We start from the raw sequence: 16,682 nt of genomic DNA, 5'->3' as shown, positions 1-16,682 counted from the left end.
GCCGGAAACCTCCCGCACGCCTCGCGTCGCTGTGCTATGATGGCTTCCGTAAATGATACTAAAACTATACCAATTAAAGGAGCCACCATGCCCCAGAAGATCGAACTGAAGGTTTCCGGCATCGACGTCGCCATCGCCTACGCCAACGAGAGCGACCAAACGGTTACGCAGCGCGAGATCGAGGCGTACATCGACCGTGCGCACGCCCAGCATCCCGGCCAGGTGCTGCAGTCCCTGGATCTGGACGTCGACGGCGAGGACGTGGGTATCACGTATGGGTTCGAGGCCGTGCCGTTCGACCGCATCCGCCGCATCACGGGCTACCTGGTGGGTACGATGGACCGCTGGAACGATGCGAAGACCGCCGAGGAATCAGACCGCGTCAAGCACGGCCTCGCTCGCGAGGACCGCGCCCTCACCTGCTCGAACGGCTGCTAGCGTTCCTGCAGTGCGCGCGAGCCCCGAGAAGCGGCCGCCCGGCTCCCTCCGGACAGGCGCGCTCTCGGGGCTCGTCGTTTTTTCTGCGGCCTCGCGCGCGGCGCAGGCGAGGGCGGCTTGATTGCTAGCCGAGGATGCGGGCGAACTCCTTCTCGGCATCTTCCTGCAGCTTCTTGTCTATGGCCACGTAGGCGTCGAGCAGCTTGTCGCCGGCTTCGGTCAGGGTGGATCCGTGCGCGCCGTCGCGGTCGAGCAGCTGGATGCCCAGCGCCGCCTCGGTGTCCTTCACGATGCGCCACGCCTTGCTGTAGGCCATGCCCATGCCCTTGGCGGACGCGTTGAGCGAGCCCGTCTCGCGCACGCCCAGGCACAGGTTCGCGATGCCGCGCCCGAACAGCGAGCCGCTCTCGGATTCGGGGTTCATGATGGACAGCCTGATCGTCGGCTTCAGGTTCGCAAGTTCGCTCATAGTCTATCCTCATCCTTTTCTGGTCATGTCCGCCGTCGCTGCGGGGACCGTCAGTCGTTGCGTGCGGGCGTCGTCGCGTCCAGCTTCTCCAGGAAGCGCGCGGCGGCCGCCTCGATGCTGTCCGTGCCTCCCTCTATCACCTCGCCGAAGCGGATGGGCAGCGCATCGAGCTCGGCCAGGCCGCGGGGGATGTCGTCGTGCCCCGTCTCGCGCGCGATGAGCTGGTTCAGCGCGCAGCCGGAGAGCGCGGCAACGTCGTCGGGCAGCGGCGCGCCCGGCTCCAGGCCGTGCAGCGCGCGGTACACGTTGTCGCCGAACTTGGCCCAGTGCGCCGTGCTGGCGATGAGCACGGGATTTTCGCCCCGGAGGTTCTCGGCGGTCTGATAGGCGACGGCCGTGTGCGGGTCCAGCAGGTAATCGTGCTCGTCGAGCACGCGCTTGATGGTATCCAGGCACGTGGCGTTGTCGATGGAGTCGGAGGCGAACAGCTCCCGCACGCGGGCGAACGTCTCCTCGTCCACACGGAAGCGGCGCTGCTCGCGCAGGTCGGACATCCAGCCGGCGATGGCCTCGGCGTCGCGCCCCGTCAGCTCGAACAGCTGGCGCTCCAGGTTCGACGACACGAGGATGTCCATCGAAGGGGAGGGCGTCAGCACGAATTCGCGCTCGGAGATGTCGTAGGTGCCCGTGTTGATGAAGTCGGTGAGCACGCGGTTCTCGTTGCTGGCGCAGTACAGCATGCCCAGCGGCACGCCCATGCGCTTGGCGTAGTAGGCGGCCAGGATGTTGCCGAAGTTGCCCGTGGGCACGCACACGTCCAGCTCGTCGCCCAGTCCCAGCTTGCCGTCGGCCACCAGTTGCGCGTAGGCCGACACGTAGTACACGATCTGGGGCATGAGGCGCCCCCAGTTGATGGAGTTCGCGCTCGACAGCGCAACGCCGTGCTCTTCCAGCAGCCGCGCGGCGAACGCCTTGTCGCCGAACACGCTCTTTGCGCCGGTCTGGCAGTCGTCGAAGTTGCCGCGCACGCCCCACACCTGCACGTTGCGCCCGCGCTGCGTGGCCATCTGCTTGAACTGGATGTCGCTCACGCCGCCGTCGGGGTACATCACGGCGATGGACACGCCGTCCACGTCGCGGAAGCCCTCGAGCGCGGCCTTGCCCGTGTCGCCCGACGTGGCCACGAGGATGAGGAAGTCGTGGTCGAGCTTTCCCTGCTCGCGCAGCTGGGCGGCGCTTGCGGAGAAGAACCGCGGCAGGCACTGCAGCGCCATGTCCTTGAACGCGCTCGTGGGGCCGTGCCACAGTTCCAGCACGTGGGTGTCGGCCGTGAGCGACGTGATGGGGCAGATGCGCTCGTCGTCGAAGTTGTCGCCGTAGGCCTGGGCCATGAGCTCTTCGATGGTCTCGGCGGGCAGGTCGACGTCGAACGCCCGGTAGATACGCGCCGCGCGCGGGGCGTAGGGCAGCTGCGCCAGCGCCGCGATGTCCTCCAGGGAGAGCTCCGGGACGCGCTCGGGCACGTACAGCCCGCCCCCCGCCGCCAACCCGTCGACGACGGCTTCCGTGAACGTGACGGGCCGGGGTCCAGCGCCCCGCGTGTCGATGTAGAGGTTCAAAGCCTTGTCCTGCGCTTTCTGGTCGAATTCGCACGTTTCGATTATCCATCCTAAGTATACTATGTTCCGAAAACAACCGGCGCGTCGCGAGACCCTGTTTTTCTTCCTGAAAACTCGATTTGACGAGAACCTGTTCGGCGCATCGCCCGAGTATTGGTTGAACTTGCAGCGCAACACCGATTTGTGGGAGTAGCTCGACCTCCATCGCGATGATCTTGAGCGCATAGAGCCGCTCGCCTTGGGCATGGTGGGCTGAGCCTCTTTCGCCCGCCCGACCGCCTTGTTTCCGCTGTGCAACGGTTCGCCTCCGCAACCGCGCGATGCCGCTGTCGCGTCCTACCCTGGTGCTCGATAGCGCAGGCAGGGCACCCGATGAAGGCGAGGCGAGGCGGATGGGCGGGCATGACGACGAACGCGAGGACGGGCGGGACGGCTCTTCCGGAAAGGACGCCTCCGGAGGCGGCATGGCGATGCACGGGGCGAACCTCAAGCGGCGGTTCTTCGCGAGCCTCGTGCTCACGGTGCCCATCCTGCTGCTATCGTCGCCCATGGGGATGGCGCTCCCCATCACGCTCGCGTTCCCCGGCTCGGACTGGGTCGTGGCGGCGCTCGCCACGGTGCTGTTCGTCTACGGCGGCATGCCGTTTCTGCGCGGGGCGGCGGACGAGCTCAGGCGCCGCCAGCCCGCCATGATGACGCTCGTGGCGCTCGGCATCACCACGGCCTACGCCTACAGCATCTACGCCTTCGTCCAGCGCTCCGTCCTGCATACGGCGGGCATGCACATGGACTTCTTCTGGGAGCTGGCCACACTCATCGTCATCATGCTCCTGGGCCACTGGGTGGAGATGCGGGCCGTGATGGGCGCGGGCGACGCGCTCAAGGAGATGGCCGAGCTCCTGCCGGCGCAGGCCCACGTGGAGCAGCCGGACGGTTCCTTCGCCGATGCGCCGCTGTCCGAGGTGCAGGTGGGGCAGACCGTCATGGTGGAGGCGGGCGAGAAGGTGCCCGCCGACGGCGAGGTCGTGCGCGGCGAGTCGCAGGTGAACGAGGCGCTCGTCACCGGCGAGGCGCGCGACGTGGCCAAGGGAGCAGGCGACTCCGTGTTCGGCGGATCGCAGAACGGCGACGGCACGCTGTACGTGCGCGTGACCGGCACGGGCGAGTCGGGCTACCTTGCCCAGGTCATGAAGCTGGTGTCGCAGGCGCAACAGGAGAAGTCGCGTGCCGAGGTGCTGTCGGACAAGGTGGCGCGCTGGCTGTTCTACGCCGCCGTGGGCGTGGGCGTCGTGGCCTTCGCCGCGTGGCTTGCCGTCACGGGCAGCGTGGGCGACGCGCTCACGCGCATGGTCACGGTGTTCGTCATCGCGTGCCCGCATGCGCTCGGCCTGGCCATACCGCTCGTGGCCGCGCGCTCCACGTCCATCGGCGCGCGGCACGGCCTGCTCGTGCGACGCCGGCGGGCGCTCGAGGTGGCGCCGCGCGTGAACGTGGTGATGATGGACAAGACCGGCACGCTCACCGAGGGCGACTTCCGCGTGGCGGAGGTGCGCGCGGTGGGAAAGCCGGGCTCCGGCGACGGCAAGGGCGATGATGCCGGAGGGGCCGCCGGCACGGTCGCCGGCAATGCCGGGAAAAACGGCGGCGCATCCGCCGACGACCGTGCCGATGACCGCGTGCTCGCGATCCTCGCCGGCCTCGAGCAGTCCTCATCGCATCCGCTGGCGGCGAGCATCGTGGCCGCCGCGCGCGACCGGGGCGTGCGCCCCGTGCCCGTGCGCGACGAGCACGCCGTGGCCGGCGTGGGCGTGGAGGGCACGCTCGAGGACGGGCGGAGGGCGCTCGTTGCGAATGCGCGCCACCTCGACGAGCGGCGCATCGTCTACGACCGCGACCTGTTCCAGCAGCTCGCAGGCCGCGGCCTCACAGTGAGCTTCCTCGTGATCGACGGCGTTGTGGCCGGCTTGGTGGCCCAGGGCGACGAGGTGAAGCCCACGGCGCGCGAGGCGGTGCGGCAGCTCAGGGAGCGCGGCATCGCGCCCGTCATGCTCACGGGCGACAACGAGGAGGCCGCGCGCGCCGTGGCCCGCGACCTCGGGATCGACGAGTTCCACGCTGGGCTCGTGCCCCAGGACAAGGTGCGCCTCGTGCAGGAGCGCCGCACGGCGGGGGATACCGTTATGATGGTGGGCGACGGCATCAACGACGCGCCCGCCCTCGCGAAGGCCGACGTGGGCGCGGCCATCGGCGCCGGCACCGATGTTGCCATCGACTCCGCCGACGTCGTGCTCGTGAAGAGCGACCCGGAGGACATCGTGCGGCTGCTCGACCTGGGCACGAACACCACGCGCAAGATCAAGCAGAACCTCTGGTGGGGCGCCGGCTACAACATCGTGGCCATCCCGCTCGCAGCCGGCGTGCTGGCGCCCGCGGGCATCCTGCTGAGCCCCGCCGTGGGCGCCGTGCTCATGAGCCTGTCCACCGTCATCGTGGCCGTGAACGCGATGACGCTCAAGGCCGGCGACGAGGGGTAGGGCCCGGTGGTGTACGCCTCCCGAAAATCGCCTACGGGCCGTTGAGCGGATGCGGACAAAAAAAGAAAAGTTAACCAAGGCTTCCATTTCTTGAAAGTTTGCTATAGAATACTTATTGTTATACGAAGCTAACTGATGGGAGCTCAGATGGGCAATGCAACGGTAGCGGGCATGAGCGGGCAGGCGGGCGTGCAAGCCCGCGCGCGGGCCGGTACGGGTATCGCATGCGCCGATGCGGGCGCGGTTCCCAGCGCCTCGTGCCGCCAGATGCCGCTTTCGTTCCTCGGGAGCGGCGAGACGGCCACGATAGCGAAGGTGCGCGGCAGGGGCGACCTGCACCACCACCTGGAGAACCTCGGGTTCGTGGAAGGAGCGCGCGTCACGGTGACGGCCGAGGCCGCGGGCGACCTTATCGTGGAAGTCAAGGGCACGCAGGTTGCGCTCAACAAGCAGATCGCGTCCCGTATCATCACGAACGCCGCCGCTTAGGCGCTGCGGTGCGGCTGGGCGCTTGCACGCTGCTTGCAGTTTGCTGGCGTGCGGACCGTCGGCCTTCGCCTGCTGCTCGTTTTTCGTACAAATGTTTCACGTGAAACATTCGGAAGCGAAAATCCGGGGAACCGAGAGCCGAATGGTCGACGGTGCGCTTTTCCGGACGTCCCAAAGCTCTGCATGGTTACAGGCACAAGGTTGCAGGTCCGGCCCGCATGGCCAGGTCGCGCATTCGGTACGAGTGCCCAGATCTGCAGGTTTCGCATTCCCTTGAGTTGGCAGAAGAGTTGGCAGGAATCGGGTGCCGTAGGCACCTGGCAAGGAAGAAAGGATCGGCACATGACAGAAGGGCAGGGTAAGACGCTGCGCGACGTCGCCATCGGCGAGTCGGTCACGGTGCGCCGTCTGACGGGCGAGGGAGCCATCAAGCGCCATATCATGGACATGGGCATTACGAAGGGCACGGACGTGTTCGTGCGCAAGGTGGCTCCGCTGGGCGATCCCATCGAGGTCACGGTGCGCGGCTACGAGCTTTCGCTGCGCAAGAGCGAGGCGGAGAACATTTTGGTTTCGTTGGCCTGACGGCCGGCGAAACGACGCTGCGGCTTTTCGTGGCACTCCATCTTGCCGCGCTGGCTTGAGCTCACGTGCAAAAGCACGCTCTCGCCCAACCCGTCACGCCAATCTGGAGCACCACGAAAACTCTCGCTGACCTCGATGGACCAGCGGCTTCGTTTCGCGCGACGCGCGAACAACCGGAGCCCTGTTTTTTGAGACAGAGTTAGTTACAGTTAACTTCACGATGAGGGAATCAGCAATCCCTTTGCGGCGTTAAACGTGTGTAGGACGGTGTCGGGAAAGCACCGTCCCTCGCGAATGGAACAAGAAAGCCCGCCTGATGCTGCAAGGTAACGGGCGGGGACAAGTGGGAAAGGCAGAACATGGGAATTCGCATAGCGCTTGCCGGCAACCCGAACTGCGGCAAGACGACGATGTTCAACGACCTGACCGGAGCCTCGCAGTATGTGGGCAACTGGCCGGGCGTGACCGTGGAGAAGAAGGAAGGCACCTACACGCGCGACAAGGACGTGACCATCACGGACCTGCCGGGCGTCTACTCGCTTTCGCCGTACTCGCCCGAGGAGGTCGTGACGCGCGACTACCTGCTCGACGGCCGCCCCGACGCGGTCATCAACCTCGTGGACGCCACGAACTTGGAGCGCAACCTCTACCTGACGACGCAGATCCTCGATCTGGGTCTGCCGGTAGTGGTGGCGCTGAACATGATGGACCTGGTGGAGAAGAACGGCGACAAAATCGACGTGGCCAAGCTCTCCAAGAAGCTGGGCTGCCCCGTAGTGGAGACCTCGGCGCTCAAGGGTCGCGGCATGGAGGACCTGCTGAAAACCGCCATCGACGCGGCGAAGAAGGGCACGCCGGCCGCGTCTGACCTGCGCTTCACCTCCGAGGTGGAAGAAGCGCTGGGCCGTGTCATCGACGTGCTGGGCACGCGCGTGACCCCGAACGTGGCGCGCTGGTACGCCATCAAGCTGCTGGAGGGCGAGCAGAAAACCATCGACAAGCTGGGCCTGCCTGCCGGTGACCTCTCGGCCGTTGCAAGCATCCGCGAGGCGCTCGAGAACAGCCAAGACGACGACGCCGAGAGCATCGTCACCGGCGAGCGCTACGACGCCATCGGCGACGTGGTGTCGGAGACGGTGAAGAAGTCGCTCAAAGGCGCCACCACCACGCAGAAGATCGACCGCGTGGTCACGAACCGCTGGCTCGGCATCCCCATCTTCATCGTCATCATGACGCTGGTGTACTACATCTCCGTGTCCACCGTGGGCACGCTGTTCACCGACTGGGCCAACGACGGCGTCTTCGGCGACGGCTGGCTCTACACCGGCACCGAGCAGTACGACGAAGCGGTCGGCGTTTGGGAAGAGAACGTGGCAGCCGCCGAAGAAGCCGGCGCAAGCGAGAGCGAGCTGGCACTCTTAGCCGAAGAGGAGCCCGATCCCGCAGAGTTCGGCGTGTACATCCAAGGCCTCACGCCTGTGGCTACTGAGGCGCTGGAGTCCATCGGCACGGCACCGTGGCTCATCAGCCTCATTGTGGATGGCATCATCGCCGGTGTGGGCGCGGTACTCGGCTTCGTTCCCCAGATGATCGTGCTGTTCTTGCTGCTGTCCATCCTAGAGGCCTGCGGTTACCTGGCGCGCGTCGCGTTCATCATGGACCGTATCTTCCGCAAGTTCGGCCTGTCGGGCAAGAGCTTCATCCCCATGCTCATCGCGTCGGGCTGCGGCGTCCCCGCCGTCATGGCCACGAAAACCATCGAGAACGAGAAAGACCGTCGCATGACCATCATGACGACGACCATGATCCCCTGCGGCGCAAAGTTGCCCATCATCGCACTCGTGTTCGGCGCCATCGCTGGCGGTGACGCGGGCACCACCTGGTGGATCGCGCCCGTGTTCTACTTCTTAGGCGTCATCGCTATCATCGTGTCCGGCATCATGCTGCGCAAGACGAAGATGTTCGCCGGCGAGGCCACGCCGTTCATCATGGAGCTGCCGCAGTATCACATCCCCGCCGTGAAGAACGTGCTTATGGCCACGTGGGAGCGTGTGAAGAGCTTCATCGTGAAGGCCGGCACGATTATTTTCCTGTCGACCATCGTCATCTGGTTCCTCATGAACTTCGGCTTCTACGAGGGCTCGTTTGGCCTGCTCGATACAGAAATGGAAGGCTACATCCAGTACAGCCTCATGGCCGGCTTGGGCAACGCGCTGGCGTGGGTGTTTGCGCCGCTCGGCTTCGGCAACTGGGAGTCCGCCGTCACGTCCATCACGGGCCTCGTGGCCAAGGAGAACGTCGTGGCCACGGTGGGCATCCTCACCAGCCTGGGAGACGCCGGCGAGGCCGATCCGTCCATGTGGATGGCGTTCGGCGCCCTCATGGGGGGCAGCGTGCCGGCGATCATGGCCTTCTGCGCCTTCAACCTGCTGTGCGCCCCGTGCTTCGCCGCTATCGGCACCATCCGTCGCCAGATGGCGAGCGCGAAGTGGACCTGGTTCGCCATCGGCTACATGACGGTGTTCGCGTGGGCCGTGGGCCTGATGATCTACCAGTTCGGCATGCTGCTGGGCGGTGGCGAGTTCAGCGTGTGGACTGCCGTGGCCGTCGTGGTGCTGGTGGGCATGCTGTTCCAGCTGTTCCGCCCTCTGCCCGAGTACAAGGACAAGGGCGGCGCGCCGCAGGCCGAGGCCGAGCAGGGTGTTGCGTAAGGCTCCCGCAGGAACCGAACGGCGGGCGCATCCTGCGCCCGCCGTTCGGTGCGTTCGGACGCGAGCGCGTGAGGATATTTCTCGCGAATCATCTGTGCGAAAAGCAATGCGCCGGAAAGCGGCGCCGTGGAAAGGAGGCGGCTCGTGCTGCCATTGGAGATAAGTCCGGCAACCGTCATCATCGGCCTTGTTATCGCGGTGCTGGCCGTGCTAGCCGTGCGACGCCTGGTGCGCCGCGGCACCTGCGACTGCCACGACCACGGAGGAGGCCCGGCGAAGGGCGGCTGCGCGGCAGGAGGCTGCGCTGGGTGCACCGGGTGCGGAGTCGCAGATGCCCTGGTCGCCGACATTGAGCGCGCCGCCAAGCAGGGAAGCGCTCGGTAGGCGCTCGGCAGGCGCGGGCGCAGGGAAATCCAATATATGGAGGAATTGTAAACCAAGGAAAACTTTGCCTTGACCATACGCGTAAGTTAGCATAGACTAACAAATGTCAGAAAGCGACAGCGAAACTTTCCCGGCGCAAGGCAGGCGCCAAAGGGGAAGGCTCGAGCTCTCTGCCTCCTCTTCTTGCTGACACGGCGGCGAAGGCTCCTCTCGTCTGGTCATTCGCCGCACAGCATCGCCGACGGGGGATCCCCCCCTCTTCCCCCGTCGGCACTCCTCCCTTTCAGCCTCTTCTCATCTTCGCCTTCGGCGTTCTCTCGGATCTGCGTTTTCCTGTGGCAGGCTGTCAAACTTCGCGGCCCACCGTTTCGAGTGCGACCGGCCGCGACGCTTTCTGCCTCCCGGCGTGCAACGCTCGGGGACTACGGGGGGGGCTGATGCCGCCCTTTCGGAGGGGGCGAGGGGTGTGGTACCATGGGCGAGGCGCGAAGGAGGGTTCCTGTGGAAAAAATGTCCATGTCGCACGAAGATTATCTCGAGGCCATCGTCATGTTGGGCGGTACGACGGAGGCGTCGGTCCGTTCGGTCGACATCGCGACGAAGCTCGGCGTGTCCAAAGCGTCGGTCAACAAGGCCGTGACGTCCCTGAAGGAGAAGGGCCTGGCCGACCAGCCGTACTACGGCGACATCACGCTTACCGAAGAGGGCTACGCCTATGGAACGTCGGTGCTCGACCGCCATCACATGCTGTTCTCGTTCCTCACGAAGGCCCTCGGCATTCCCGAGGAGCAAGCCGAGCGCGAGGCGTGCCTCATGGAGCATGCCATCAGCGACGAGTCGTTCGAAAAATGGAGTTCTTATATTAAGAAGCTCGATCTCTAGTCCTTGAGAACGCCGCCCTCGAGCGGCGTTTTTTACGGTTTCACCCGCGCTTCGGGCCGCGATTCAACGGTTTCTCAACGGGCCGGCTGTGCGCCTGCGTCCGGTGGCGGGGCCCCTGCTTCTGTGGTATCCTTGAGCAAGCTTCTGGCATTACACCCACCATCAACGAACCACGATGCTAAGAGGAGCGCACTCCATTGGGCAACCAGGCGAATATACTTTCGTTTGACGAGGTGAAACGCGATTCGGGCGCAAGGCGCTCGTCTGTCGCTGCGCCTTTGCGGCCCTCGCGGAGGCGCCCTGCCGGCAGCGTGGAGCAGGGCGTTTCCGCATCGGTGCGCCCGGCCGGGCGCGCGGGCGCCTCTGCCCGTTACGCGGCCTCGCGGCCCCTCTCGGATGCCGCGCGCATCTCCGGCACCGCACCGCGCACGGCTTCCCTCGCAAATCCTGCCCGGCCGCGTTCTATCGTCGATGATTTCCCCGCCTCCTCGGCGCGGGCCGCCGTTACCGCGTACGCCGACCGCGGTTCCCGCATCGAACCTGCCGGCACCGCGCCGCGCCGTTGCCGGGGCGCCCATGCCAGGCAATCCTTCGTCGACCTCGACGAGCCCGACGAGCGTTCCGCCGATCGCGGCGAGGCGGAGGACGAAGCCCCCGATAAGCGCTCGCGCCTGCAGGAGTTCCGCCGCAGGCGCCAGAAGGACCGTGCCGACAAGAAGTTCGACAAGCAGTTCGGCGGCAGCCGCGCAACCGATGCGCCGGCCGCGGGATCGCGCGCGGCCGTGTACAAGGGCGAGATGGGCTCCAACCACAAGCGCGCCGCGCGCATGCAGAACGACGCAGCCGGCAAGGCGCGCACGTTCTCGCTCGCATCGCTCAACCCGCTCGCACTGCTCTCCTCGGGAAAACAGTCGCCGAAGGCCATCGCCGGCCTCGGTTTTGTCGCGTGCCTTCTGCTCACGTGCTGGTTTTTGTACACTCCGACGCAGCAGCTGTACCATTCGGTACGCGAGCACGACCGGCTCCAGGCGGAGTACGCGGCCATCGAGCAGCGCAATGCCTCGCTCGAGTCCGAGGTGGGCACGCTGCAGACGGACGCCGGCATCGAGGACCGCGCGCACGAGCAGTTCGGCTGGGTGCCGGAGGGCGAGCAGACCGCCAACGTGCACGGCCTTGCCGCCGACGCCGGCAACGACGAGGGCTCGAACTTCACGGCGAACATCGTGGCCGGCAGCGTGGAGGCGCCCGAGACGTGGTACTCGCCGGTGCTCGACGCCCTGTTCGGCGTGAAATAGCCCCGTATTCGCGCGCGTCCGGCCCGCGCACGGGGCGGCCCGTGCGACCGAAGCATCCAAGGAGGAAGCGACCCTATGGCAACCCATCTGACGGATCACGCGCCTACCTGCACGGCCCCCGGCACGCTGCGTCCCGGCCGCTATGCTGCCATCGACATCGGTACGGTGACGTGCCGCATGCTCGTGGCCGACATCGACGAGGCGGGAGCGCTGCACGAGCTGCGGCGCGAGTACGCCATCACGAACCTGGGCGAGGGCGTGGACGCCTCCGGCGTGTTGAGGCCCGAGGCCATGCAGCGCGTGGCCGACGTGGTTGCCCGCTACCAGGCCATCCTCGACGCGTGCGAGCCGGAGGACGGCGGCGGCATCACCGTGACGGCCGTGGCCACGTCGGCCTCGCGCGATGCCCGCAACGCCGACGAGTTCGTGGCCCTGCTGGCCGAGGCGGGCATCACGCTGACCGTCGTGCCGGGCGAGCGCGAGGCGGCGCTGTCGTTCGCGGGCGCGTCGTGCGACTTCGCGGGCGAGCGCATCCTCGTGGTGGACGTGGGCGGCGGCTCGACTGAGCTCGTAGCCGGGCGGGCGGGCGAGGTGCCCGTTCAGGCGCATTCGTTCGACATCGGGTGTCGCCGCGTGACCGAGAAGTTCCTGGAGGCCGATCCGCCTTCCGACGAGGAGCTCGGCCGTGCCCGCGCGTGGATCGCCGAGGAGATGCGCTCCTACTTCGACGACCTGGGCGCCGGCGGGTTCGCGCCCGAGCGGGTGGTGGCGGTGGCCGGCACGGCCACGAGCGTGGTGGCGGTGCACGAGCGCATGGCGGAGTACGACTCGTCGCGCGTTCATCGGTCCGTGGTGGAGCGCGCCGTGCTGGACGAGGTGTACGCCCAGCTGGCTAGCGTGGGTCTGGACGAGCGCCGCCGCACGGCAGGCCTCGATCCCGGCCGCGCCCCCGTGATCGTGGCGGGCCTTGTGATCTTGCAGGTGGTGCTGGACCTGGCCGGCATGCCGTCGTTCACGGTGAGCGAGTCCGACATCCTGCACGGCATCGTGCTGGAAGCCGCGCGCGCAGCCGTGTAGCATGCGTTGCGGCCGCATTGCCCCGTCCCGCCCGCGCCGAAAGTTTGCTACCATATACCGTACGCACCGCCTGTTCGGGGAAGAGGCGCACGCGAAGGCGGAGCTACGTGGGGACGTGGCGGAATTGGCATACGCAGCGGACTTAAAATCCGCCGGCCTCGGTCTTGTGGGTTCGAGTCCCACCGTCCCTACCATTCTCCCGGCCGCCCTCGCCGCTTAGGTGCTTTTCGCGGCCCGCAAGGCTCCATGCACCGGTTTCGCATACTCCACCCCAGCCATGCAGTTTTCACGTAGATGATGCTGCCGGTCGCCTCGCCTGTTCATAGTGCGCGAAAACCTTGTGGTACGATTGCTCAAGCTATCGCGGCGAGCGCGATGAGCGCGTTTTGGGGCAGAGCCTATCCGTCGAGCGAAGAAAGCGTTATGGACAACATCAACGACATCATCGCGGCCATCGAAGAGCCGCCCGAGACCTTCGAAGAATACCTCACCCGCTACGCCGCCCAGGTGGGAACGCTGGTGAACTCGTACATCCCCCAGGGATCGCACCCCGACATGGACCGCTACCTGTACGAGCCGCTCAACGCGTACAGCCAGAACGGCGGCAAGCGCCACCGTCCGCTCATCTGCTTCGCGGCCTGCCGTGCGGTGGGCGGCGACATGGCGCGCGCCACGAGCGCGGCGGCCGCCATCGAGCATTTCCATACGGCGGCACTTATCCATGATGACATCGCCGACGAGGCCGAGCTGCGCCGCGGCGAGCCCTGCCTGCACCTCACCGAGGGCATGGGGCTGGCCATCAACATGGGCGACCTTGCGCTATCGTTGGTGAACGGCACGGTTATCAACGACCCGCTGCTCGACGATGCCACCAAGGTGCGCGTGGTGAACGAGCTCATAGAGATGACGCGCCGCACCATCGAGGGCCAGGCGCTCGACATCGGTTGGGCGCGCGACGGCCGTTACGACATTACCCCCGAGGATTACCTGGTCATGGCAACGCACAAGACGGCGCATTACTCCGGCGCCGTGCCGCTGGCCATCGGCGCCATCATCGGCGGCGGCACCGAGGCCGAGATCGAGGCGTTGCGCAACTACGGTCTGGACACGGGCCTGGCGTTCCAGATCCAAGACGACCTGTTGAACCTCATAGGTTCCGAGGAGTCCACGAAGAAGGACTTCCGCAACGACATCACCGAAGGCAAGCGCACGCTCATGGTGGTTCACGCGCTGCAGCACTCCGACGACCGCGACCGTCTCATCGACATCCTGTCGTCGAAGGAGAAGGACCAGGCCGTGCTCGCGGAGGCTGTGGACATCATGGAGACGTCGGGCAGCATCGAGTACGCCCGCAACTACGCCGAGAACCTCACGAGCATAGCGAAGAACCGCCTGGTGGACATGGTGCGCCCGTCCTCCTCGCGCGAGCTGCTCATCTCCATGGCCGACTGGTTCGTGAACCGCTTGAAGTAACGGGTTCCGGCGGCCTGCCGGCCCGCGGGACCCCGCCTACAGAAAGCAGCTCGCCACGATGACGATGGCGGTGGTCAACAGGCCCGACACGGCAATGCTCACGCCGCTCATGGCGCCTTCCAGCTCGCCCATCTCAAGCGCCTTCGTCGTGCCCACCGCATGGCTGCACGTGCCGATGGCCACGCCCTTGGCGATGCCGTCGCGCACGCGGAACAGGCGCGCCATGAGCGGCGCGGTGATGGCGCCCAGGATGCCGGTGACGATGACGGCCGCCACGGTGATGGACGTCACACCGCCTAGCTGCTCCGACACCGCGATGGCGATGGGCGTGGTCACCGACTTGGGGATGAACGACAGCGCCAGCGCGTCGTCGAGCCCCAGCAGCTTGCATAGCGCATAGGCGCTGGTCATCGAAACGATCGATCCCGCGAGGCATCCGGCGAAGATGGGAACGAAGTGGTCCTTGAGCGTCTGGCGCTGGCGGTACACCGAGTAGGCCAGCGCCACCGTGGCCGGCCCCAGCAGAAACGAGATGAGCTGCACGCTCTGCTCGTACGACTCCAGCGGGATGCGCAGCGCCACGAGCGCCGCGATGATGAGGGCGACGGTGACCAGCAGGGGGTTGAGCAGCGGAGACTTCACGCGCTCGTACAGCAGCACGGAAAGCTTGAACACCGCGAGCGAGGCTGCGGTTCCCAACAGGAGGGTCAGCCCGAGGTGCGCCATCGCCTCCATTCCGCCTACGCCTCCTCGTCGGCCGTGCGAGCGTCGCGCTTCGCCATCAAGCGCGATACGAGCATCACCGTGTACGCTGTTGCCAGAAACACGAGCACCGTGGTCACCACGCAGACGAGCGCGAACTTCGCCGCATTGCCCTCCAGCAGCGACACGCACCCCAAGATGGCCACGCCGGCGGGGATGAAGAACAGCGACATGTTGTCCAGCAGGCAGTCGCAGGCATCGCCCACGTGCCGTGCTTTCAGCAGGCCCGTCCCCAGAAGCACGAGCAAGAGCACCATGCCCACGATGTTGCCCGGCAGGTGGATGGGGAGCACCGACGCGAGCGCGCAACCGGCGGCGTACACAGCAACCACGACGGCGAGCTGCGCCGCGAACCGCGCGCCCCGCTTGCCGGCGCGCCCGGCCCTCGCGCGCCACGAGGCATCGTTGGGAGAGGGTGCGCAAGCGCACCCGGAGACGCCCGATACGGCGTCGTTCAGCTGTTCCATGACACGGATTCCTCACCAGTAGGCGGGTTGCATGCGGCGGCTCGCCCCGCTTGTCCCGCTCGTTTTTCCGTGCTTATTGTACGGCTGCGCAAAAATATATGCGCGGCAGGCGCCCAGAATCCACGTAAAACGAAAGCGGCACCGCCGAAACCCGGCGATGCCGCACGCGATCCGATGGCGTCCCTTCGCTAGTCCTTGCCAACCAACGCATTCACCAGGGCCGATACGATGCTGATAACGATGGAGGCCACGAACGCGCTGCCGAACGAGTCGATAACGAGCCCCACCTGGAAGATCCCGTTCGCCAGCCATGCGGCAATGTAGAGCATGAGCGTGTTCACCACGAGGTAGAAGATGCCGAGCGTGATCACGCTGATGGGCAAGCTCAGCACCTGCATGATGGGCTTGATGCTGATGTTGACGAGCGACAGGATCAGGCCGAAGATGGCGATGCCCACCCAAGCGTCCGTGCCGCCGAGGATCTCCATGCCCGGAACGAGCCACACGGCCACGCCCACGGCGACGGCGGTGACGAGCCAGCGGATGATGAAGTTCATGGCGGGTCCTCTTTCTAGATGGTTGCATACGGATTGCACTATAGGCGCGAAAAACGAAGCCGCGCGAAACGGTGGGGAAACCGTTACGCACGGCTTTTTGGAAACGTCCTCGGCCGCCACCCTAGATTCCCTGTTGGGTTAAAAGCGCAAGGAAAGGCAGCTCAAGCCCCCGTCGAGCTTGCGGTACTCGCTCGTGTCCACGGTGATGGTCTCGTAGCCGGCGTCCTGCACGGCCTTCAACACGGTGGGGTAGCCCTCGGGCACTATGACGGTGCCGTTAACCCAGATGCAGTTGGCGGCATAGGCCTCGTCCTCGGGGATCTCGATGCGGTGGTACTGCTCGAAGTCCGGCTTGGTCACGAACTCGCCGGACACCAGCATGTTGCCGTCCTCCAGGTAGTTCACGCCGGTCTTCAGGTGCAGCACGTGCTCAAGCGGCACCTCGGAGCCCTCGAGGCCCCAGCCCTCCAGGATCTCGAAGAACTGGCGTATGCCCTCCTCGTTCGTGCGGGCGGAGCGCCCCACGTAGAAGTGGTCGCCCACCATCATCACGTCGCCGCCGTCGAGCGTGCCGGGGCTTTCGATGTGCTTCACGCGGCTATCGTCGAAGAACTGGCGCACGGCGGGCTCTATCTCGTCCTTCTCGCCGTTGCGGCTGGCCGCGCCTGGGTTCGTGATGATGGCGCCGCAGCGCGTGATGACGGCCGGGTCCTCCACGAAGCAGGAGTCGGGGAACTGCTCGAGCGCAGGCAGCACCGTCACTTCCACGCCGCAGTCCTTCAGGGCCGCGATGTAGTCGTCATGCTGCTTGCATGCCAGCTCGTAGTCCGGCTTGCCCAGCTCGGGTGCCGACGTGATGCCCTCCACCATGCTCTTGGCGGGGCGGCGGACGATAACGTTGGTGAACTTGGTCATGTGTGCTCCTTCAGTTGCGCGGTAC

General features: G+C 66.1%; 16 protein-coding genes and 1 tRNA gene. 11 read left to right on the top strand and 6 right to left on the bottom strand.

Annotation, left to right across the window (positions count from 1 at the left end; all coding sequences use genetic code 11):
• The first annotated feature begins 87 nt into the window (after positions 1-87).
• Positions 88-438, top strand: coding sequence for an anaerobic ribonucleoside-triphosphate reductase (gene nrdD, locus LB310_RS01990; protein ID WP_301154254.1), 351 nt, complete (start codon positions 88-90; stop codon positions 436-438).
• Between the two features lie 124 nt (positions 439-562).
• On the opposite strand, the gene LB310_RS01985 is transcribed toward nrdD, so the two are convergent.
• Positions 563-907 carry a winged helix-turn-helix domain-containing protein gene (locus LB310_RS01985; RefSeq protein ID WP_087190015.1) on the bottom strand — a complete coding sequence of 115 codons (345 nt, stop codon included), beginning with the start codon at positions 905-907 and terminating at the stop codon, positions 563-565.
• A gap of 50 nt (positions 908-957) precedes the next feature.
• Entirely contained in the window at positions 958-2,526 is a 1,569-nt protein-coding gene (gene thrC / locus LB310_RS01980) for a threonine synthase (protein ID WP_301154252.1), read from the bottom strand.
• A gap of 392 nt (positions 2,527-2,918) precedes the next feature.
• On the opposite strand from thrC, the gene LB310_RS01975 reads away from it, so the two are divergent.
• From LB310_RS01975 to LB310_RS01930, 10 genes are all read left to right on the top strand, one after another.
• The gene (locus tag LB310_RS01975) at positions 2,919-5,060 is read left to right on the top strand and encodes an HAD-IC family P-type ATPase (RefSeq protein ID WP_301154251.1); all 2,142 of its coding nucleotides are present in this window, start codon (positions 2,919-2,921) and stop codon (positions 5,058-5,060) included.
• A 147-nt stretch (positions 5,061-5,207) separates the two neighbouring features.
• A complete protein-coding gene (locus tag LB310_RS01970; RefSeq protein WP_278807024.1) occupies positions 5,208-5,549 on the top strand; it encodes a FeoA family protein in 342 nt (113 codons plus the stop codon).
• Between the two features lie 342 nt (positions 5,550-5,891).
• A complete protein-coding gene (locus LB310_RS01965; protein ID WP_087190012.1) occupies positions 5,892-6,134 on the top strand; it encodes a FeoA family protein in 243 nt (80 codons plus the stop codon).
• A gap of 359 nt (positions 6,135-6,493) precedes the next feature.
• Positions 6,494-8,845 (top strand): ferrous iron transporter B, encoded by a 2,352-nt coding sequence (locus tag LB310_RS01960; protein WP_278807023.1) that lies wholly within the window; start codon positions 6,494-6,496, stop codon positions 8,843-8,845.
• A gap of 144 nt (positions 8,846-8,989) precedes the next feature.
• Positions 8,990-9,229 (top strand): hypothetical protein, encoded by a 240-nt coding sequence (locus LB310_RS01955; protein ID WP_087190010.1) that lies wholly within the window; start codon positions 8,990-8,992, stop codon positions 9,227-9,229.
• 501 nt (positions 9,230-9,730) lie between these two features.
• Entirely contained in the window at positions 9,731-10,111 is a 381-nt protein-coding gene (locus LB310_RS01950) for a metal-dependent transcriptional regulator (protein WP_041239223.1), read from the top strand.
• A 311-nt stretch (positions 10,112-10,422) separates the two neighbouring features.
• Entirely contained in the window at positions 10,423-11,406 is a 984-nt protein-coding gene (locus tag LB310_RS01945; RefSeq protein ID WP_278807021.1) for a septum formation initiator family protein, read from the top strand.
• A gap of 75 nt (positions 11,407-11,481) precedes the next feature.
• Positions 11,482-12,483: a Ppx/GppA family phosphatase gene (locus LB310_RS01940; protein ID WP_301154250.1), complete on the top strand. Its 1,002-nt coding sequence runs from the start codon at positions 11,482-11,484 to the stop codon at positions 12,481-12,483.
• Positions 12,484-12,592: 109 nt separating this feature from the next.
• A tRNA-Leu gene (locus LB310_RS01935) sits at positions 12,593-12,677 on the top strand.
• A gap of 229 nt (positions 12,678-12,906) precedes the next feature.
• Complete coding sequence (locus LB310_RS01930; protein ID WP_015539437.1) at positions 12,907-13,956, top strand: polyprenyl synthetase family protein; 1,050 nt, start codon at positions 12,907-12,909, stop codon at positions 13,954-13,956.
• Positions 13,957-13,992: 36 nt separating this feature from the next.
• Here the strand turns inward: LB310_RS01930 and LB310_RS01925 are convergent, their stop codons facing one another.
• The 4 genes from LB310_RS01925 to LB310_RS01910 form a co-directional block, all read right to left on the bottom strand.
• Entirely contained in the window at positions 13,993-14,691 is a 699-nt protein-coding gene (locus LB310_RS01925) for an LrgB family protein (RefSeq protein WP_015539438.1), read from the bottom strand.
• A gap of 5 nt (positions 14,692-14,696) precedes the next feature.
• Positions 14,697-15,185: a CidA/LrgA family protein gene (locus LB310_RS01920; protein ID WP_087190007.1), complete on the bottom strand. Its 489-nt coding sequence runs from the start codon at positions 15,183-15,185 to the stop codon at positions 14,697-14,699.
• Between the two features lie 188 nt (positions 15,186-15,373).
• Positions 15,374-15,742: a phage holin family protein gene (locus LB310_RS01915; RefSeq protein WP_087190006.1), complete on the bottom strand. Its 369-nt coding sequence runs from the start codon at positions 15,740-15,742 to the stop codon at positions 15,374-15,376.
• Between the two features lie 138 nt (positions 15,743-15,880).
• Entirely contained in the window at positions 15,881-16,657 is a 777-nt protein-coding gene (locus tag LB310_RS01910; RefSeq protein WP_096227745.1) for a dimethylarginine dimethylaminohydrolase family protein, read from the bottom strand.
• Between the last annotated feature and the right edge of the window lie 25 nt (positions 16,658-16,682).

It is taken from the genome of Gordonibacter sp. RACS_AR49, from assembly GCF_030418435.1.
GTDB classification, from domain to species: domain Bacteria; phylum Actinomycetota; class Coriobacteriia; order Coriobacteriales; family Eggerthellaceae; genus Gordonibacter; species Gordonibacter urolithinfaciens.
The sequence above is the reverse complement of the archived record's forward strand: the minus strand, read 5'-3'. Positions and strand labels throughout refer to the sequence as shown.